Below are 18,933 nucleotides of genomic sequence, written 5' to 3'. Positions count from 1 at the left end.
TCAGCGTGTCGGTCGAGGCAGTGTATGTGGTGTCGCTGGAATAGGCTGCCTCGATGGTCTGGCTGCCGGGAGCGAGCGACTCGGTGGTGAAGGTGGCCTGGCCGCTACCGTCGAGCGTGACCGGGGCCTGTGCGGTCCGTCGACTGTGAAGGTGACGGTGCCGGTCGGCGTGCCACTGCCGGATACGGCCGCGACCGTGGCGGTGAAGGTGACGCTGTCGCCCGAGTTGGAAGGATTGAGGCTGGAGGCGAGTGCGGTCGTGGTGCCGATCTGGTTGACCGTCTGTGTCAGCGAGGCGGTGGATGCAACGTAATCCGTGTCGCCGGAATAATCAGCGGTGATCGCGTGGGCGCCGGGCGCAAGAGCGGCGCTAGAGAAGCTTGCCTGACCGCTGCCATCGACTGCCACGGGGGCCCGCGCGGTGCCGTCCACGGTGAAGGTGATCGTGCCGGTCGGCGTGCCACCGCCTGACGCAGCGGTCACGGTTGCAGTGAAGGTGACACTGTCGCCGGGAGTGGAGGGGTTGAGGCTGGACGCAAGAGTGGTCGTGGTGCCGAGCTGGTCGACTGTCTGCGTCAGCGAAGTGTTCGAGGCGACATAATTGGTATCGCCCGAATAGTCCGCAGCGATGGCGTGGGGCCCAGGCGCAAGAGCGGCGGTGGAGAAGCTCGCCTGGCCGCTGCCGTCGAGGGCAACCGGGGCCTGCGCGGTGCCGTCCACAGTGAAGGTGATCGTGCCGGTGGGCGTGCCGCCGCCTGACGCGGCGGCCACGGTTGCGGTGAAGGTGACACTGTCGCCGGAAGTGGAGGGGTTCAGGCTCGATACCAGCGCGGTCGTCGTGCCGAGTTGGTCGACGGTCTGCGTCAGCGAGGTGTTCGAGGAGACATAATTGGTATCGCCCGAATAGTCCGCGGCGATGGTGTGAGCGCCCGGCGCAAGAGCGGCGGTGGAGAAGCTCGCCTGGCCGCTGCCGTCGAGGGCCACCGGGGCCTGTGGAGTGCCATCGACCCAGAACGTCACCGAGCCCGTAGGTGTACTGCCGCCGGTGTTGGCCGCGACCGTGGCCGTGAAGGTGACGTTGTCGCCCGAAGTGGAGGGGTTCTGGCTGGAGGCCAGCGCGACCGTCGTGCCGATCTGGTTGACGGTTTGCGTCAGCGTGTCGTTAGAGGCGACATAGTTGGTATCGCCCGAATATGAAGCGCCGATGGACCTCGAGCCGATCGCAAGGGCGGCAGTGGAGAAGCTGGCCTGGCCGCCGCCGTTCAGCGCCACCGGCGCCTGGGGCGTACCGTCAACGGTAAACGTGACGGTGCCCGTGGGCGTGCCGCCGCCGGAATTGGCCGTCACCGTGGCCGTGAATGTCACTGAATCGCTGACAGAGGAGGGGTTCTCGCTGGATGCAAGCGCAGTCGTTGTGGCGATCTGGTTGACGGTCTGCGTCAGGGAATCGTTTGAAGCGACGTAATTGACGTCGCCGGAATATGACGCGCCGATCGTGCGGCTGCCGGGCACGAGTGCCGCGGTGGAAAATGTCGCCTGACCGCTGCCGTCGATGGCGACCGGGGCCTGCGGCGTGCCGTCTAGGGTGAAGGTGACGGTGCCGGTCGGCGTGCCGCCGCCGGAAACCGGCGCAACCGTGGCCGTGAAGGTGACAGAATCTCCCACGTTCGACGGATTTGAGCCCGACGCGAGGCTAGTGGTGGTTGCGATCTGGTTGACGGTCTGGCTCAGATTGGTCGCTGTCGACGAACTGTGATTGGTGTCGCCGCTATACTGCGCGGCTATTGTATGCGGTCCGACCGCGAGCGAACTGGTCGATACCGATGCCTGTCCGCTACCGTTCAAGGTTGTGGGCGCGTGCGGCGCGCCGTCTATGGTGAATGTGACGGTGCCGGTCGGGGTGCCACCGCCGGCCGTCGGCGCCACGGTGGCGGTGAAGGTGACAAGGTCCCCGACGGTCGACGGGTTCGCGCTGGACGACAGGACTGTCGTCGTGTCGGCCTTGTTGACGGTATGGGTGAGCGGCAGCACGCTCGTCGAATTATGATTGGTGTCACCGGTATATTGCGCCGATATCGTATGCGAGCCCAATGCAAGCGAATTGGTCGGCAACACGGCCAGTCCACTGCCGTCGAGAGGCGTGGGCGCTTGTGGCGCGCCGTCGATCGTGAAGGTAACGCTGCCGGTCGGTACATGGCTGCCGAACTGGGGCGTGACGGTGGCCCTCAACTCCACGGTTTGGCCAACGAGGCTTGGGCTCGGGGTCACGGTCATCAATAGGTTGGTCGACGCTTTCGTGACCGTATGGTTGCTCGCCGAAAGGGCAGAGCTGGCGCCGAAGTCGCCATCGCCCAGATAGGTGGCCTGGTATGGCCGGCTGCCAGGTGGCAGGGTGTTGGTCGTATAGGTGGCGGTATTGCCCGAGAGCGTAGCCGTGCCCGTTTGGACCGGCGAGCCTAAAGGGCCAATGACGAATTCTACCGTTCCCGTCGGTGTGCCGGCCCCGTTGGGAGTGACGGTGGCGGTAAAGGTAACCGTCTGACCGTACTGGCTGAAGTTTGGCCCGGCACTGACCGTCGTATTGGTGCCGCCGCCGCCGTCGCGGGGGATGTTCTGGTATTGCGGTCCCGCGTTCCAGGTGCCGCCGGTGCGATTGCCCGATGCCGAAAGATTTACAAACATAAAGCCGTTGGTCATGTCGGCGGCCGTCGTTACGTAGCTGGCTGTGCAGTTGAAACTCGAACCCGGCGCCACAGGCGGCGAGAAGCTGCAGCTTGGCGAGATTTTTCCATTGATGTCGGTCATGCCGTCAAAGCTCGTCAGGTTGAACGAGCCGGAATGAACTGTAATCGTAAAATTGATGGTCTGACCGGCGGCGGTGAAGCTGGACGGCGATGGGGTGATCGTGATGTGCTGCGCGCTGGCCGGCGCAGTTGCAACGGCGATGCCAAACACCACAAGCAATGCCGGCAAGCTGGCGCGCATGAATCGTGCAGGAAGACTTGTCATTGCGGCAGCGACGCCAAAGTATGCGACAAGTGCCGAAAACCACGCAAATCGATGCGCGTCGCCTACCAAACGTAGCATTACATGCCCCCCACATTCGGTATTCTTGTGCCCGGCGCACCGAACACCGATGATCTGCGGGACAGCAGTATTGACCCAGGGGCACGTGAGTCAAGCCGCGTACGCGCAACTAGCTCATCATACGCGTTATGGTCGTGGCGGCCCGGCGGGCGGGCGGCCTGTTGCGTGCGGGCTGTGAATACCGGGCAAGGCGGCGCGCGGCTTGTCGCTTTGCGGGCCGGGCTCGCCTATATGGGGTGACAAAAGAGTTCCGCCGATGCGCTTTTCGCCCTCATTCCTCGACGAGATACGCGACCGTGTGCCGATTTCATCGGTGATCGGCGCGCGTGTGACGTGGGACAGGCGCAAGACGAATGCCCAGCGCGGCGACTACTGGGCCTGCTGTCCGTTCCATGGCGAGAAGTCGCCATCGTTTCACTGCGAGGACAAGAAGGGCCGCTATCACTGCTTCGGCTGCGGGGTGTCGGGCGACCATTTCCGCTTCCTGACCGAGCTGGACGGCATGAGCTTTCCCGAGGCGGTCGAGAGGGTGGCGGAGATGGCAGGCGTGCCGATGCCGGCGCGCGACGAGCAGGCCGAACGACGGGAGCGCGAGCGCACCACGCTGACGGACGTGATGGAACTTGCGACGCGGTTCTTCCAGGAACAGCTTCAGTCGGCCAATGGGGCGAAGGCACGCGCCTATCTGCGCGAGCGCGGCCTCTCGTCGGTGACGCAGCAGGCCTTCCGGATGGGCTATGCGCCCGACAGCCGCAACGCGCTGAAGGAGTTTATCGCCGGCAAGGGCGCGACGAAGGAACAGATCGAGGCGTGCGGGCTGGTGGTGCACGGGTCGGACATCCCCGTTTCATACGACCGGTTCCGCGACCGGGTCATGTTCCCGATCGAGGACAGCCGCGGCCGGGTGATCGCGTTCGGAGGGCGGGCGCTTTCGGCCGACGTGCCGGCGAAGTACCTCAACTCGAACGACACCGAGCTCTTCCACAAGGGCAACGTGCTCTACAATTTCGCCCGCGCCCGCAAGGCGCAGGTGAAGGCCGGCACGGTGATCGCCGTCGAGGGCTACATGGACGTGATAGCGCTGGCGCAGGCCGGCATCGAGAACGCGGTCGCGCCGCTCGGCACGGCGCTGACGGAGAACCAGCTCGAACTCTTGTGGCGGATGACCGGCGAGCCGGTTTTGTGTTTCGACGGCGACCAGGCCGGGCTGAAGGCGGCGCACAGGGCGGCCGAACTGGCTCTGCCGCTGGTGCAGGCCGGGCGCACGCTGCGTTTCGCGCTTCTGCCGGAGGGGCAGGACCCCGACGACCTGGTGAAGGCCGGCGGGCCGGAAGCGTTTCGCGAGGTGCTGGCGCAGGCCCGGCCGCTCGCTGAGTTGCTGTGGCTGCGCGAGACGTCCGGCGGCGTGTTCGACACGCCCGAACGACGGGCCGAGCTCGAACGGACACTGCGCGATCTCACCAGCCGCATCCGTGACGAAAGCGTGCGGCGGCACTACCAGCAGGATATGCGCGAGCGTGTGCAGGCGTTCTTCGGAAGCAATCGCGGGCGCGACAGCCGCTTCGGCGGACAGGAGCGCGGCGGCTACGGCGCAGGGCGCGGGCGACCGGGGCAGGCTTCGGGCCGGCTGGCGGTGAGCGACAGCCTCGCGCGTTCGGCGCTCGTTCGCAGCAGCGGTGGGCCGCTGCCGCTTCGCGATACGGCAATGCTGGTCGCGATGGTGAACCACCCGACATTGCTCGACGATTATTTCGATGCGTTCGAGCATATGAACCTGCAGCATCTCGACCTCAAGCGGCTGCATGCCGCACTGCTGGATGCACTGGCCCACGGCGCGGCGCACGAGCGGTCGACGCTTGTCGCCGCGCTGGAACAGGCCGGGCTGAGCGGCACGTGGGATAACGCCGTCGCGCTGGTGCGCCGGGCGCGCCTGTGGCCGGCACTTGAAGATGCCGCACTCGACGATGTGCGGGAAGCCTTCGGCCAGCTCGCCGCACTTCATTCACGCACCCGCGAATTGCGCGAGCAGCGCTCGAGCGTGGAAGCCGCACTCGCGGAAGCGGTGGAGGGCGGCGAAGAGCAGTCATGCCAGCACCTGCTGCACGTGCTGAACGCCATCAGCGCCGACATCGCCAATCTGGAGCGGCTGGAAGCGCTGATCGAGGGGTTCGGGGTTTCGTCGGGGCGGGTGTAGAGACTGGTCTTCTCTGCGACCATGGCCGCGACTTAAGGCCAATTTGACGCACCGAAACACCGCAAGTCTGCTGGCACGTTCCAGCCGGCACCCCTATGACGTCGCCGTTGGGCAACCGCGCAATCTCGCAGGGACATCATGCATAATCGCTATGGGAAGCTCGCTTCGTGGGTCTACGATCTCGATAAGCCGGTGGGACGGTCCTTCGGCGATGTCGAGTATTATCTTCAGCGGCTTGCCGGATGCGATGGTCCCTTGCTGGAGCCCGCCGTCGGCAACGGACGGATTCTCGTGCCGCTGCTCGAAGCCGGTCTCGCCGTCGAGGGGTTCGACGCTTCGGAAGAGATGCTTTTTAATTGTCGCCAGGTATGTGGCGCTCGCCACTTGCCGGCCAATCTGACACGCCAGACGTTCGATACGTTCTCTTATGACAAGCGCTTTGCCGCCATCGTCGTGCCGGCCGGTTCATTCCAGCTTGTGACCGACGTTGGAACCGCGCGGGCGGTGATCGCGCGGTTCCGCGACCATTTGCAGCCTGGCGGCAGACTTATCCTCGATCTCGATCCGGCTGGTGCATTTGTGGGGCCTGCAATGTCGGTACGAAGCTGGGAGACGGACGATGGCGGCCTGCTGACGCTGACTGACCAACGCGTGGAAACCGATCACGTGGCGCAGGTGACGCTGTCTCATCTTCGCTATGAGCTGTGGCGCGAGGGCCGGCTCGTCGACACCGAACTGGATCTCTTCAGGCTGCGGTGGTGGGGTGTCACGGAGTTCGGATTGGCGCTCGAGGCCGCTGGCTTCACGGATGTTACGGTCTCCGGCAACTACGCCTTCGGACGCGCACCGCGAGACGGAGACAACATTATCACCTTCGAGGCGCGCTGGCCCGGTTGACGCGAGCATCGTGCTGCCATCTCTTTCGTGAGCGCCCCTTGTCGAAACTTCGACGGCTCTCTACATAGGCGCAGCGAGGCGGATGGCTTCGCAGGATACCCTTGACCGCTTGACGGTTGGGGCAGGCTAAGGAGCATTTGATTCGCTTTTTTGCGCCGAATCAGCTCTAGCCGCTTGACCTTCCGCGTGAATGACGGAATCAGGACGATCGCAATCGTGACGGACGAGGTCTGGGCCTCGCTGGGGTAAAAAGGATGCGGCTGCCGTTGGACGGCCGAGATATGCGCCTTATATGCCGTATAGCAGGGTTAATCGGGAATTAAGGCAAACGCAGCTATCGCGGTCTAGGCGCAAGTAGAAACCGATCTTGCCGCGCACGCAGGGGCTTTGACGCCTCGACGAAGCTTCTGCCGCTTGGAGAAAAAACAATATGGCGACAAAAGAGAAGGAAGAGGTCGAAACCGAACGCGAGGGCACGACCGACGGTCCCCTGCTCGACCTTTCCGACGACGCTGTCAAGAAGATGATCAAGGTCGCCAAGAAGCGCGGCTATGTCACGATGGACGAGCTCAATGCCGTCCTGCCCTCCGAGGAGGTCACGTCCGAACAGATCGAAGACACGATGGCGATGCTGTCCGACATGGGCATCAACGTGGTCGAGGATGACGAGGCGGGCGAGGAAGCGGACAACAACAACAACTCCGACGCCGAGGAAGACGCCAACGAGCTGGCCGAACAGACCGGCACGGCCGTTGCCGCGACGCCGGCCAAGAAGGAGCCGACCGACCGCACCGACGACCCCGTGCGCATGTATCTGCGCGAGATGGGTTCGGTTGAGCTGCTGTCGCGCGAGGGCGAAATCGCCATCGCCAAGCGCATCGAGGCCGGCCGCGAGACGATGATCGCGGGCCTGTGCGAGAGCCCGCTGACCTTCCAGGCCATCATCATCTGGCGTGACGAGCTTAACGAAGGCAAGATCCTGCTGCGCGAGATCATCGATCTCGAGGCGACCTATGCCGGGCCCGAGGCCAAGCAGGCGCCCACGGTCGAGCGCGTCGAGGAAGAAGAAAAGCCCAAGACAGAGGATGCCCGCGGCGGACGCCGTGGCCGCGAAGACGACGACATCACCAATGTCGGTGGCGAGAGCCGCGCCGAGGAAGAGGACGACGAGGAAGACGAGGCCAACCTGTCGCTCGCCGCGATGGAGGCCGAGCTGCGCCCGCAGGTGATGGAGACGCTTGACGTCATCGCATCGACCTACAAGCGGCTGCGCAAGCTTCAGGACCAGCAGGTGGAGGCGCGTCTTGCTGCCGCCGGCGCGCTGTCTTCCAGCCAGGAGCGTTCCTACAAGAAGCTCAAGGAAGAGCTGATCACGGCGGTGAAGTCGCTGTCGCTCAATCAGGCGCGCATCGAGGCGCTGGTCGAGCAGCTCTACGACATCAACAAGCGACTGGTGCAGAATGAAGGCAAGCTGCTGCGTCTGGCCGAAAGCTACGGCGTGCGCCGCGAGGATTTCCTGAAGGAATATCAGGGCACCGAGCTCGACCCGAACTGGATGAAGGCGATCGCCAATCTTTCCAGCCGCGGCTGGAAGGAATTCTACCAGAACGAAAAAGAGACCATCAAGGAAATCCGCTCGGAGATCCAGAACCTGGCCACCGAGACGGCGATCTCGATCCTCGAGTTCCGCAAGATCGTCAATCAGGTGCAGAAGGGCGAGCGCGAGGCAGCCATCGCCAAGAAGGAAATGGTCGAGGCAAACCTGCGCCTCGTGATCTCCATCGCCAAGAAGTACACGAACCGCGGCCTGCAGTTCCTCGATCTGATCCAGGAAGGCAATATCGGCCTGATGAAGGCGGTGGACAAGTTCGAGTATCGCCGCGGCTACAAGTTCTCCACCTATGCGACGTGGTGGATCCGGCAGGCGATCACCCGTTCGATCGCCGACCAGGCGCGCACGATCCGCATTCCGGTGCACATGATCGAGACGATCAACAAGATCGTGCGCACCTCGCGCCAGATGCTGCACGAGATCGGCCGCGAGCCGACGCCGGAAGAACTCGCCGAGAAGCTGGCGATGCCGCTGGAAAAGGTGCGCAAGGTTCTCAAGATCGCCAAGGAGCCGATCTCGCTCGAAACGCCGGTCGGCGACGAGGAAGACTCGCACCTCGGCGATTTCATCGAGGACAAGATGGCGATCCTGCCGATCGATGCTGCGATCCAGGCGAATCTGCGCGAGACGACCACGCGCGTGCTCGCTTCGCTGACGCCGCGCGAGGAGCGCGTGCTGCGCATGCGCTTCGGCATCGGCATGAACACCGACCATACGCTGGAGGAAGTTGGCCAGCAGTTCTCGGTGACGCGCGAGCGTATCCGTCAGATCGAGGCCAAGGCGCTGCGCAAGCTCAAGCACCCGAGCCGCTCGCGCAAGCTGAGAAGCTTCCTCGACAGTTGAGTCCGGAAGCAAGCTCAAGCGTTTGAAGTTAAATCGAAAAACCCGGCTACACGCCGGGTTTTTCTTTGCCCGACGGAGTGGGCCGAGAGGCGGGAGCATCCGGCGCCAGCCGCTCCAGCGCGCGCAGCATTTCCCTGATGCCGCGGGTGAGCGGCTTGTCTCGCCGCACGACGCTTGCCAGGGTACGGTGCAGCGGCGGCGACAACCGAGAATACGGCGACGCGGTTTCTCGCCTGTCCGCGCTGACCGACGATGCGGGCAGGATCGAGCAGCCGAGGCCGGCCGCGACCAGTTCCTTGATCGCCTCGACGCTGCCGAGCGACATTGCCGGCCTGAACTGGATGCCGGCGGCGGCAAACCATTGATCGACGATACGGCGCGTGTTGCCGCCCGGTTCGAAGAGTAGCAACTGCATTTCCGCCAGTGCGGCAGGGGTCGCAGGATCGGGCAACACAGTGCCCGGCGGGGCGATTGCCATGAATTCCTCCTCCATGACCGGCTGTATTTCGAGAATGCGGCCCGATGCCGGCATGGTGACCAGAGCGATGTCGAGCGTGTTTTCCTCGACGGCCCGGACGATTTCAGCCGTGTTGCCGGTGCTGACGGTGATTTCCAGATCAGGAAAGCGCTCGCGCAGTTCGCGCAACAGCGGCGGCAGGAGGAAGATGCAGGCGGTCGCGCCGGTGCCGAGCCTCACAAGGCCCATCGTGCCGGAGGCATGGTGCGCGACCGCGTCGAGCGCGGCTGCGACCTCGCCTTCGATCCTTCCGGCGTGGTGTAGAAGTTCCGTGCCTGCGGGTGTGGGGCGTGTGCCGCGTCCGACGCGTTCGATGAGCCTGACGCCAAGCCGCTTTTCGAGCTGGCGGATCTGCAGGCTGACGGCCGGTTGCGTCAGGCCCAGCCGGGTGGCCGCCGCCGAAAAGCCCCCGTGCTCCACGACGGCAACGAAGGTGCGCAGGTAATCCAGATTGAGGCCTTTCATATCAAAGAAAATCTCATATGAATCATCAATAGGCAAATCTTTCCTTATTCGAAATCATCGCGCATGATGGCGGGCATGCAACGTCGAGCGAGCAGGAGAAGCCATGGCTGATGCGGGCGCCCCAACGACAAGCGTAACCGTTCGCGATGCGGGCGAGAGCGATATGGCAGCGATCCGGGGGATCTACGCGCATCATGTGCTGCATGGGCTGGCGACCTTCGAGGAGGTGCCGCCGGCGGCCGAGGAGATGCTGGCGCGGCGCGCGGCCGTGCTTGCAGCGGAGCTTCCGTATCTTGCTGCCGAACTCGATGGGCAGGTGGTCGGTTACGCCTATGCCACGGCTTACAGGCAGCGGCCGGCCTACCGGTTTTCGATCGAGGATTCCGTCTATGTCGCCGACGGGCTTGCGGGAAAGGGTATCGGCAGCGCGCTGCTTGGCGAGCTGATTGCGCGCTGCGAAAAGGGGTCGTGGCGGCAGATGCTGACCGTGATCGGCAACAGCGGCAACGAGGGTTCCATTGCGCTGCACAGGCGCATGGGATTTGCCCATGCCGGAACGTTCACCTCGGTGGGCTTCAAGCTCGGCCGATGGGTCGACACCGTGCTGATGCAGCGATCGCTGGGGGCAGGCGATACAACGCTGCCTTCGGAGCCAAACGCAGGGTAGCCCGCCAGATCAGCTCTTTGCGGCCACCAGCGCATCGATGACGGCGGCCAGCACCTTGCGGTGATCCTCCGGCGGGGCGCCTGCCTCGATAGCGAGTGCCGCGCGGTCGAACATCGCGCCGAGCTGGGCGGCCAGCGCATCGAGTGGGAGGCCGGGCAGGTCGCCGGCCTGCATGGCTGCTTCCAGCCCCACCTTGAGGGTGCGGTTGGCGTGGCGGGCATCGATCTCGTCCATCGCCGCGCGGCCCAGTACGGCCGGCCCGTCGAGCAGCAGGAGCCGGGTGCGGCCGGGAGCGGCCATCGCTTCCAGAAAGGTCTCACCGCCGCGCACAAGCGCATCGCGCGCCGAAAGGGCCTCGGGGGCCGCGCGGTCGATTTCATCCGCGACGGCCTGCGATTCCGCCTCGACAACCGCGCGCAGCAGGGCCTGCTTGTCAGCGAAATGGTGGTAGAGCGCGCCGCGCGTGACGCCGGCGGCGGCCACGATCTCCGGCGTGCCGGTCTCCGCATAAGACTTTTCGACGAAAAGTTTGCGCGCCGCATCGAGCAGCGCGGCGCGGGTGGCTTCCGTGCGTTCGCGGTTGGAGCGGCGGGGGGAATTTGCTTCTTGCATACATGCAGCCTGTATGTTATTTGAATAGATACATGCAGATTGTATGTTAATGGCAAGCGAAAGGGAAGACCATGAAAGCGACCAGCTACTACCCCGTGATCATGACCGGCGACGTTGCCGGCACGACTGCGTTCTATGTCCAGCATTTCGGGTTCACGGTGATGTTCGAAAGCGACTGGTACGTGCATCTGACATCGAGCGAGGACGAGACGATCAACCTCGCGATCCTCGACGGCAGCCATGAGACCATCCCCGAACAGGGCAGGGGCCGCGTGTCGGGCCTGCTGCTCAATTTCGAGGTGGAGGACGTGGATACCGTGCACGACCGGCTGGTGGCCGCCGGGCTGCCGGTGCTGCGTTCGCTGCGCGACGAGGATTTCGGCCAGCGCCACTTCATCACCGCCGACCCCAACGGCGTGCTGATCGACATCATCAAGCCGATCCCGCCAAACGCCGAATATGCGGCGCAGTATGCGGAGGAGGCGCTGCCGGTCTGACGTCTAGCCGATGGAGTGAGATCGTCCCGGCTCCGGGCCCACATAGCGGGCGCGGGGCCGGATGAGCGTGCCGGTCTCCAGTTGTTCGATGCCGTGCGCGACCCAGCCGGCCGTGCGGGCGACGGCGAAGATCGCCGTCTCGCGGCCGACCGGCATGCCAAACATGTGCATCATCACCGCCAGCGCGTAATCGATGTTGGGATGCAGGCCCGTCGCCTCGGTGACGAGCGCCGGGGCCTCTGCTGCCAGCCGCCTGTCGGCGCCGGCCTTGACGAGCGCACGCAGCAAAACATCCGCGCGCGGGTCGCCATCCGCATAGACGCTGTGGCCGAAGCCGGGGATGGTTTCGCCCAGCTCCACGCGGTCGGCCACCCTGTCGGCGATGTCCCCCTCGGCAAGCTCCGTCACGAAACGAGCCGCAAGCGGGCCGGCGCCGCCGTGGCGCGGGCCCTTCAGCGCGACAAGGCCGGCAATCAGGGCGTCGTGGAGGCTGAGGCCGGTGGAGATGGCGCTACGCACGGTCCAGGTGGAGGCGTTCAGCTCATGGTCCGCAAGAAGCACGAGCGCGCGGCGGACGAGCTCGCCGGCGCTGGGCTCGCCCGGCATCCAGGCATCGGCCAGTTGCAGGTGCAGCGGACGCGACGACGGATCCGTGCCGAGGATCGCGGCCGCGACGAGGCGCATGACGCGCGCGCCGGCGGCCATGCGGCCTTCGGGCGAGCGGTTGTGGGCGCGGGGATCGGCATCGCAGGCCAGCGACAGGGCGGCGATCGCGCGCGGCAGCGGCTTTGCCGGCAAGGCCGCCTGCATGACTGCCTGCATCTCCGCGCTGACCACCGGCATGTTTCCGGCCTCAAACGGGTCGGCACCGCGCGCGTCCCACAGGATCTGCGCCGTCTGCTCCAGCGTAGCCGTATCGGACAGGGCGATTGCAGGCACGCCGCGATAGATCGGGCCAGCCTCGGTGATCGTTGACACGGCGGAATCAAGCACGGGCATCGCCGCTTCGCCCTGGGCCGTTGGCGAAGCGTTGCGGCGCGCGCGCAGGGCGCGGATGTCGTCGGCGCGATAGCGGCGGCTTCTGCTGTCGCCAACCGCTTCGGAGCGGATCAGGCCGCGACTGACATAGGCGTAGAGGGTCGCGGGCGTAACCGAGAGCTCGGCAGCGGCTTCGCGGGCGGTGAGATAAGCGGGCGTCGGCGCATTTTTCATATTGATCAAGCTAATCAATATTGATCAATTATGGAAGGGGCATCACCTTGTTGCAATGCAGCAGGAGACAGATCGATGACCATTCACACCAAATCGGCAGCAGGACTCGATGGGGTTGCGGCAGCGGTGACCGCGCTTTCCCATGTCGATGGCGAGCACGGCGAACTGATCGTTGCCGGCACGCGTATCGGCGACCTCGCCGAGCAGACAGACTTCGAGGGTCTTGTCGCGCGGCTGTGGAGCGCTGCTTCTGCGAAGCCGTTGGATGAGACGGACGTGCGGCGTTGGCTGGGCGAGGCCAGGGTTGCCGCCTTTGCACGGATGAAAACGGTTATGCCGGTGACCGATGGCGTGCCGACGATCGAGGCGTTTCGCATCGGCGTCGCGGGAATCTCGCCGGCCGACGGCATGCCGCCGGAGGCAGCCATCGTCGGTGCGATGCCGGTAATTGCCGCATGCCTCGTGCGCCAGGCGCAGGGCGAGGCACCGGTCGAGCCTGACCCGTCGATGGGACACGCGGCGGACCTTCTGCGGATGATGCGGGGCGAGGTCGCGTCGGACGAGGAGGCGAAGGCGCTCGATGCCTATCTGGTGACGGTGGCCGACCACGGCATGAACGCCTCCACCTTCGCTGCGCGGGTGGTAGCTTCCACGCAGGCCGACCTCGCGATGTCGGTGCTGGCCGGCTACTGCGCGCTGACGGGGCCGCTGCACGGCGGGGCGCCCGAACCGGTGCTCGACATGCTCGATACCATCGCGACGCCCGATCGGATCGGCGAATGGATCGATGCCGCCCTTGCGCGCGGCGAGCGGCTGATGGGCTTCGGCCATCGCATCTACAAAGTGCGCGACCCCCGGGCCGATGTGCTGAAGCAGGCCGTGGAGCGGCTTGGCGGGCGCGGAACCGACCTTGGTTTCGCGGCCGAGGTGGAGGCCTATGCACGCCGGGCACTGGAGATCGCAAAGCCGGACCGCCGGCTCGACACCAATGTCGAATTCTATACGGCGATCCTGCTCGACGCGCTGGGCATCCCGCGGCGCGCCTTCACGCCGGTGTTTGCGGTGGGCCGCAGCGCGGGCTGGACGGCGCACGCCATCGAACAGCAGCGCACGGGCAGGTTGCTGAGGCCGACCGCGATCTATGCCGGAGCGATGCCGGAGTAGCGATATTTATCAATCAGGTTGGTTCATCCCCCTGATTTCTCGCCAGTATTCTTCCGCGACGTCGGCGTCGATTTCGACGGGGCTGGAGCTTTCCGGGTAGAGGCGGTCACGGCCGTCTTTCCTCGGCCCGGATATCCAGAACTCTTCACCCGTTTCGACGTCGACGTAGTTCGCTTTGAAGCCGCTTCCCTTTAAACTCCGAAATGTTCGTCCGTCATAGCTTACAGATTTGCCTGTTTTCGAGAAGGTCACGCGTCCAATCCTCGCCGGCCCGTTCAGAGAGCCGGATTTATTCTCGATGTACATGATGCGCGGCTTAGGCATATGCGCGCGATCGTATCCTGCTAATCGTAGCAACAAAAGGGTCGTCAGTGCGGGATCTGACGGCACATGGCCTTCATCCATCTTGCACCACTTTCCCGCCACTGCTTGACTGGTCCGGCTAGAATCGAGGCGGTGCCGGTGGATAAGGTTGATTTCAAGAAGACGATGAAGGCTCTGTGGCAGCCGCCGGCTGGGCGCTTCACTGTGGTCGACGTGCCGCCGATGCAGTTCGTCAAGCTCGACGGGCATGGCGACCCCAACACCGCGCCGGCCTACAAGCGCGCGGTCGAATGGCTCTATTCGGTCAGCTATCCGCTGAAATTCATGTCGAAGAAGGAATTGGGCCGCGACTATGCGGTGATGCCGCTCGAGGGATTGTGGTGGGCGCAGGATATGTCCACCTTCCTGAGCCGCGACAAGGATGCGTGGTCGTGGACGATGATGATCATGCAGCCGGAATGGATCACGTCCGCCATGTTCGAGGCGGCGGTGGAGAAGGCGAAAGCGAAGTTCGGCGCGCCGCCGGAGACGCTGCGGCTGGAGGCTTACGATGAGGGGCTGAGCGTGCAGGTCATGCATGTCGGCTCCTATGACGACGAGGGGCCGGTGCTGCGCCGCCTGCACGAGGAATTCCTGCCGGAGAACGGGCTCGCCGAGACCGGGCGCCATCACGAAATCTACATTTCGGACCCGCGCAAGACCGCGCCTGAAAAGCTCAAGACCGTGCTGCGCCAGCCGGTGCGGCGCTTGTGAGGCATACCATGCAGACCCGGATCACAGTCGCGACCACCGGCCCCGGCCTTTACGAGATCACCGAGGAAGCGCTCGCCTTCGTTCGCAAGGCGCGGGTGGATACCGGCCTGCTGACGCTGTTCGTGCGGCACACCTCCTGCTCGCTGCTGATCCAGGAAAATGCCGACCCGGACGTGCGGCGCGACCTCGACGCCTTCTTCCGTCGGCTGGTGCCGCCGGCCGATGACCCCTCCATGGGCTGGGTGGTACATACGACGGAGGGGCCGGACGACATGCCGGCGCACATCAAGGCGGCGCTGACGGCGGTTTCGCTGTCGATACCGGTGGTGGAGGGGCTGCCGGCGCTGGGCACATGGCAGGGCATCTACCTGTTCGAGCACCGCGAGCGGCCGCATCGGCGCGAGATCGTGCTGCACTTGAGCGCATGATGGCGGTTTCCCTTGGCGCGCCGCTGCCGTTTTAGATAAGGCAGTCGGTAGCGGCCGTGCCGTTCGCGCGGCCTGACGGGAGAATTCTGCGATGTCGTTCTGGAAGAAGCTTTTCGGTGGTAGTGGTGGCGAGGCGGGGCCGGAAGCCGCAGGCGAACCCGTGGAGCATAACGGCTTCACCATTCGCGCCACGCCTTTCACCGAGGGCGGCCAGTACCAGACCTGCGGGGTCATCAGCAAGGAGATCGGGGGCGAGGTGAAGGAGCATCGCTTCATCCGCGCAGACCGGTTCGCCGCGAAGCAGGATGCGATCGACGTGACCTTGCGCAAGGCAAGGCAGGTCATCGACGAGCAGGGCGACAAGATCTTTGGCTGAGATGCTGCGATATGTCGTTTTCGCCGCGCTGATGGCCGTCGTTTCGGGTTGCACGGTCTATGGCGGCGCGGCGACGGCGCGCGTCAGCGGGACGTCGGTGGAAACCGCGTCGAGAAGCGCCAGCGTCGGGACGCAGGGCGTCCAAACGCGCTCCAGCCGGACGCGAACGGAACTGATTTTGCCTGAATAGCCCCGAGGGGCCGAGAGGAGGATTTCATGTCGCTCAAGGGAAAGACGCTGTTCATCTCGGGCGGGTCGCGCGGGATCGGGCTTGCGATCGCGCTCAGGGCCGCGCGCGACGGCGCCAATGTGACCATTGCGGCCAAGACGGCCGAGCCGCACCCGAAACTGCCGGGCACCATCTATTCGGCGGTGGAGGAGATCGAGGCGGCGGGTGGCCGTGGGTTGCCGGTGCTGTGCGACATCCGTCAAGAGGAGCAGGTTTCAGCCGCGGTGAAGAAGACGGTCGAGGCCTTCGGCGGCATCGACATCTGCGTCAACAATGCCAGCGCGATCCAGCTTACCGGCACGCTTCAGACGGACATGAAGCGCTTCGATCTGATGCACCAGATCAACACGCGCGGGACGTTTCTCGTCTCCAAAATGTGTATTCCGCATCTGAAGTTGTCGGATAATCCTCACATTCTGAATCTGGCGCCGCCGCTCGACATGGAGGCCAAATGGTTCAAGAACCATGTGGCCTACACGATGGCCAAGTTCGGCATGTCGATGTGTACGCTAGGCATGAGCGCCGAGTTTGCTGGCGACGGCATCGCCGTCAACTCGCTATGGCCGCTGACGGCCATCGACACGGCCGCCGTGCGCAACCTGCTCGGCGGCGAGGCGGTGGCGGCGATGAGCCGCTCGCCGCAGATCATGGCGGACGCCGCTCACGCCATCCTGACGCGACCGTCGCGCGAGGCCACCGGCAACTTCTTCATCGATGAGGAGGTGCTGCGCGCGGAAGGCGTGACCGACTTTTCCGTTTATGCACCCGGTGCCACGGGAGCACTCGCAGCCGACTTCTTCGTGCCGGACGAGGTGCTGGAACGGACGGGCACGAAGCTGGCGGGGACGTTCAGCTAGATCGAAACATCAGCCCCTGCACGAAATCGGGCACGAGCTGCGTGGCCTTGAGTGCTGCCTTGAGGTCTGAGCGGACGGGCGTGGGGAGGGTTGCTATCTCGACCTTGTTGGAGACCGGGATGCCGGCTTCGAGGTCGCGGCTTTGCTGCTCCAGCATAAGCGTCATGAACAGGCGATGCGCCTCGAGCAGCCGTGCGATCTCGCCGACATTGCCGAGGCCGCGTTCGGCAAGGCCTTCTAGCCTTTGGCGGGTAGAACGGCGGCGGATGTCGTGGCGGATTGCCAGGACGCGGGCGGCAGCGACTATCGGGAAAAGGCCGTGCAGCTTGAGATCGATGCGGCCCTCATCGGTCCGAATATTTCCGAGCAGTGTGAACGGGTTCGAGGCGGAAAACAGCTTTTCGCCCATCAGCTTGGCGAAAACCGGCTGGTTGGCGGCCGCATCGAAAGCGCTATCGAACAGCCGCGCGCCGAGCGACAGGTCGCCGTGGACGGGGCGCTGGTCGAAGAAGATGTCGACGTTGAGCAGGTCGGCACCGCTCGATCGCCCTACCCAGTCGGCGATGCGAGCCTGCCAGGTTTCCAGCGAGCCGCGCCAGGCTTCGTTTCTGGCCATGACGCCGCCGGTGCAGTAGGGGATGCCGGCGGTGTCGAGGATGTCCGAGACGTGGCTGCCGAGTTGGGCGAACCAGCGGCAGGTCTCCCCGCCGGGAGCGCCTTCGGCAAAGACGATGGCGTTGTCCTGATCGGGCGCGAGCAGGCTTTCGCCGCGCCCGCCCGAACCCAGCACCAGAAGGGCGTAGGGGCATGGCGGAGAGCCGTGGCCGGCCTCATTCATCGCGGCCTCGGCGAGTTCGGCGGCGCGCCGGGTCATTACGCGCACTTCCTCGCTGACGACGCCGGCGATGATGCGGGCGTCGAGCTCCTCGGCACCGAGGCTGCGGGCGACAGCGGGCAAGGTCGCCCAGGCCTGAGCCATGGCTTCGGCGCTGCTGGCCGAACCGATGGCATCGTCGAGGCTGATCGCCGCGCCGGCGCGCAGACGCAGGAGGTCGCGCGCGGAAATGACGCCGACGAGCCTGTCGCCTTCGTCGCGCACCGCCAGGTGACGGATGTGCAGCCGCTCCATGCGGCCGACGGCGCGATAGACAAAGGCTTCGGCGGCTATGCTGGCGAGTGGACGCGAGGCGATCTCGCCGGCCGACATGTCCAGCGCCTGCGCACCATGGGCCGCGATGCGGCGCATCACGTCGCGCTCGGTGACGATGCCGTAGGCGGAGAGCGGTCCATCGGGCGTGCCGTCGGCCGACACGAAGATCGAGCTGATGCGGCGTTCGGCCATGAGGTCGATGGCGTCTTTCGCCGTGGCGTTTTCCGCGATCGCCACGACCGGACTGGCCATCAGGTCGTCGACGCGGTGGCTGTAGGCATAGGGGTCGATCGCGCCGGTGGAGGTGGACAGGTCCGGGCGGGAAACCGGTTCGACCCAGCCGGCACGGTGACCGTCTTCAAGCCGGGTGGACAGGCCCAGGCAGGCGCGTTCCGCTTCGGCGAGCGTTCGCACGTGGCGTTCGGCAAGGTGAGGTAGAAGCGCAACGAAGATCTCGGCGGCGGCGCGGGCATCGCCCTTTGCGCTGTGCCGGCCCGAAATCGCAATGCCGAGCCAGTTTGCCAGCGTATCGAGCGATTCATCGTGAAGGCGAGGATTGGCGACGGCCCCAAGAAGACGCACGCAGAGTGAGCGCGGCTTCATCCAGGGCAGGCCCACGCGCATTGCCTCGCCTTCCAGCACGGCGAGGTCGAAGCCTATCGAATGGCCGACCAGCACCCGGCCAGCCCGGAACGCAGAGAAGGCGGCAAACGCTTCGGCGAAGGCGGGAGCGCCACGCACGTCGCTGTCGCGAATGCCGTGGATTTCGCTCGATGCTTCGGGGATAGGCTCGCCCGGGTCGATCAGCGTCTCGTACGAATCGTCAGCGTTGACCCGGCCCAGTTCGATGCCGATGCCGGCGAGTTGAATGATGCGTGCCCGCGCCGTGTCGAGGCCGGTCGTCTCCGTGTCGACGGCGACTGCCTCAAGTGCGGCAAGCGGCATCGCTCCGCTGATGGGCTTCATCGGTTTCCTCCCTCCGCCACACTCTGGCACTGCGCGATGCGTTCGTCACCGTGACCAAAGTTCAAGGCTCAAAAGAAAAGCCC

At 65.0% G+C, this 18,933-nt stretch carries 17 protein-coding genes; 11 read left to right on the top strand and 6 right to left on the bottom strand.

The features are described from left to right. A complete protein-coding gene (locus tag ACVJNE_RS00730) occupies window positions 1-3,009 on the bottom strand; it encodes a beta strand repeat-containing protein (RefSeq protein ID WP_499562110.1) in 3,009 nt (1,002 codons plus the stop codon). A gap of 334 nt (window positions 3,010-3,343) precedes the next feature. On the opposite strand from ACVJNE_RS00730, the gene dnaG reads away from it, so the two are divergent. The 3 genes from dnaG (at window position 3,344) to rpoD (ending at window position 8,633) form a co-directional block, all read left to right on the top strand. Then, window positions 3,344-5,281: a DNA primase gene (gene dnaG / locus ACVJNE_RS00725; RefSeq protein ID WP_499562108.1), complete on the top strand. Its 1,938-nt coding sequence runs from the start codon at window positions 3,344-3,346 to the stop codon at window positions 5,279-5,281. Between the two features lie 138 nt (window positions 5,282-5,419). After that, on the top strand, window positions 5,420-6,178 hold the full coding sequence (locus ACVJNE_RS00720) for a class I SAM-dependent methyltransferase (RefSeq protein WP_499562106.1): 759 nt from the start codon (window positions 5,420-5,422) through the stop codon (window positions 6,176-6,178). Window positions 6,179-6,608: 430 nt separating this feature from the next. Beyond that, on the top strand, window positions 6,609-8,633 hold the full coding sequence (gene rpoD / locus ACVJNE_RS00715; RefSeq protein WP_499562104.1) for an RNA polymerase sigma factor RpoD: 2,025 nt from the start codon (window positions 6,609-6,611) through the stop codon (window positions 8,631-8,633). Window positions 8,634-8,679: 46 nt separating this feature from the next. Here rpoD and ACVJNE_RS00710 read toward each other — a convergent pair whose 3' ends face one another. Next, complete coding sequence (locus ACVJNE_RS00710; protein ID WP_499562102.1) at window positions 8,680-9,615, bottom strand: LysR family transcriptional regulator; 936 nt, start codon at window positions 9,613-9,615, stop codon at window positions 8,680-8,682. 103 nt (window positions 9,616-9,718) lie between these two features. On the opposite strand from ACVJNE_RS00710, the gene ACVJNE_RS00705 reads away from it, so the two are divergent. Beyond that, window positions 9,719-10,282: a GNAT family N-acetyltransferase gene (locus ACVJNE_RS00705; RefSeq protein WP_499562100.1), complete on the top strand. Its 564-nt coding sequence runs from the start codon at window positions 9,719-9,721 to the stop codon at window positions 10,280-10,282. Between the two features lie 9 nt (window positions 10,283-10,291). Here the strand turns inward: ACVJNE_RS00705 and ACVJNE_RS00700 are convergent, their stop codons facing one another. Continuing rightward, window positions 10,292-10,894 (bottom strand): TetR/AcrR family transcriptional regulator, encoded by a 603-nt coding sequence (locus ACVJNE_RS00700; protein ID WP_499562098.1) that lies wholly within the window; start codon window positions 10,892-10,894, stop codon window positions 10,292-10,294. 71 nt (window positions 10,895-10,965) lie between these two features. Here ACVJNE_RS00700 and ACVJNE_RS00695 point away from each other — a divergent pair, with 71 nt between their 5' ends. After that, window positions 10,966-11,391, top strand: coding sequence for a VOC family protein (locus tag ACVJNE_RS00695; RefSeq protein ID WP_499562096.1), 426 nt, complete (start codon window positions 10,966-10,968; stop codon window positions 11,389-11,391). 3 nt (window positions 11,392-11,394) lie between these two features. Here ACVJNE_RS00695 and ACVJNE_RS00690 read toward each other — a convergent pair whose 3' ends face one another. After that, entirely contained in the window at window positions 11,395-12,603 is a 1,209-nt protein-coding gene (locus ACVJNE_RS00690) for a citrate synthase family protein (protein ID WP_499562094.1), read from the bottom strand. Between the two features lie 75 nt (window positions 12,604-12,678). Here ACVJNE_RS00690 and ACVJNE_RS00685 point away from each other — a divergent pair, with 75 nt between their 5' ends. Continuing rightward, the gene (locus ACVJNE_RS00685; RefSeq protein ID WP_499562092.1) at window positions 12,679-13,767 is read left to right on the top strand and encodes a citrate synthase/methylcitrate synthase; all 1,089 of its coding nucleotides are present in this window, start codon (window positions 12,679-12,681) and stop codon (window positions 13,765-13,767) included. Window positions 13,768-13,776: 9 nt separating this feature from the next. Here the strand turns inward: ACVJNE_RS00685 and ACVJNE_RS00680 are convergent, their stop codons facing one another. Beyond that, window positions 13,777-14,172, bottom strand: coding sequence for a 1-deoxy-D-xylulose-5-phosphate synthase (locus tag ACVJNE_RS00680; RefSeq protein ID WP_499562090.1), 396 nt, complete (start codon window positions 14,170-14,172; stop codon window positions 13,777-13,779). A gap of 57 nt (window positions 14,173-14,229) precedes the next feature. Between ACVJNE_RS00680 and ACVJNE_RS00675 the strand changes: the two genes are divergently transcribed. The 5 genes from ACVJNE_RS00675 (at window position 14,230) to ACVJNE_RS00655 (ending at window position 16,734) form a co-directional block, all read left to right on the top strand. Further along, the gene (locus ACVJNE_RS00675) at window positions 14,230-14,844 is read left to right on the top strand and encodes a GyrI-like domain-containing protein (RefSeq protein WP_499562088.1); all 615 of its coding nucleotides are present in this window, start codon (window positions 14,230-14,232) and stop codon (window positions 14,842-14,844) included. 8 nt (window positions 14,845-14,852) lie between these two features. Beyond that, the gene (locus ACVJNE_RS00670) at window positions 14,853-15,272 is read left to right on the top strand and encodes a secondary thiamine-phosphate synthase enzyme YjbQ (RefSeq protein WP_499562086.1); all 420 of its coding nucleotides are present in this window, start codon (window positions 14,853-14,855) and stop codon (window positions 15,270-15,272) included. Window positions 15,273-15,363: 91 nt separating this feature from the next. Continuing rightward, entirely contained in the window at window positions 15,364-15,648 is a 285-nt protein-coding gene (locus tag ACVJNE_RS00665) for an HlyU family transcriptional regulator (protein WP_499562084.1), read from the top strand. Continuing rightward, window positions 15,641-15,838 (top strand): hypothetical protein, encoded by a 198-nt coding sequence (locus ACVJNE_RS00660; protein ID WP_499562082.1) that lies wholly within the window; start codon window positions 15,641-15,643, stop codon window positions 15,836-15,838. Before ACVJNE_RS00665 ends, ACVJNE_RS00660 begins: the two co-directional genes overlap by 8 nt. Window positions 15,839-15,864: 26 nt before the next feature. Continuing rightward, on the top strand, window positions 15,865-16,734 hold the full coding sequence (locus ACVJNE_RS00655; protein WP_499562080.1) for an SDR family oxidoreductase: 870 nt from the start codon (window positions 15,865-15,867) through the stop codon (window positions 16,732-16,734). On the opposite strand, the gene ACVJNE_RS00650 is transcribed toward ACVJNE_RS00655, so the two are convergent. Beyond that, window positions 16,727-18,850 (bottom strand): DUF294 nucleotidyltransferase-like domain-containing protein, encoded by a 2,124-nt coding sequence (locus ACVJNE_RS00650; RefSeq protein WP_499562078.1) that lies wholly within the window; start codon window positions 18,848-18,850, stop codon window positions 16,727-16,729. The two genes, ACVJNE_RS00655 and ACVJNE_RS00650, sit on opposite strands and share 8 nt — an antisense overlap. Window positions 18,851-18,933: the final 83 nt, after the last annotated feature.

This window comes from Mesorhizobium sp. DxT, from assembly GCF_058448885.1.
Note: the sequence above shows the minus strand (reverse complement) of the source record. Positions and strands in the feature narration are given on the sequence as shown.